The organism is Pseudomonas sp. UBA6276, assembly GCF_002438365.1.
GTDB lineage: Bacteria > Pseudomonadota > Gammaproteobacteria > Pseudomonadales > Pseudomonadaceae > Aquipseudomonas > Aquipseudomonas coleopterorum.
Window position 1 is genome coordinate 2,682 of sequence record NZ_DJUS01000087.1, and the last position, 365, is coordinate 3,046.

Here is a 365-nt window from a genome sequence, read left to right on the forward strand (position 1 = left end):
CCGACAAGGTCTCGATCAACACGGCGGCGGTGTTCAACCCCGAGTTCGTCGGCGAAGCGGCCTCGCGCTTTGGCTCGCAGTGCATCGTGGTGGCCATCGACGCGAAGAAGGTTTCCGGGCCGGGCGAAGAGCCGCGTTGGGAAATCTTCACCCACGGTGGTCGCAAACCGACCGGGCTGGACGCCGTGCAATGGGCGCAGAAGATGGAAGGCCTGGGTGCGGGTGAGATACTGCTGACCAGCATGGATCAGGACGGCATGAAGAATGGCTTCGACCTGGGCGTGACCCGCGCCATCAGCGATGCGCTGGGCATTCCGGTGATCGCCTCCGGTGGGGTGGGCAACCTGCAGCACCTGGCCGATGGC

General features: G+C 65.2%; 1 protein-coding gene. It reads left to right on the forward strand.

The genetic code is table 11. The features are described 5' to 3' along the window. Nucleotides 1-365 (forward strand): imidazole glycerol phosphate synthase subunit HisF (gene hisF / locus B2V21_RS10360; protein WP_286916796.1); only part of this gene is annotated, 365 nt, incomplete at both ends.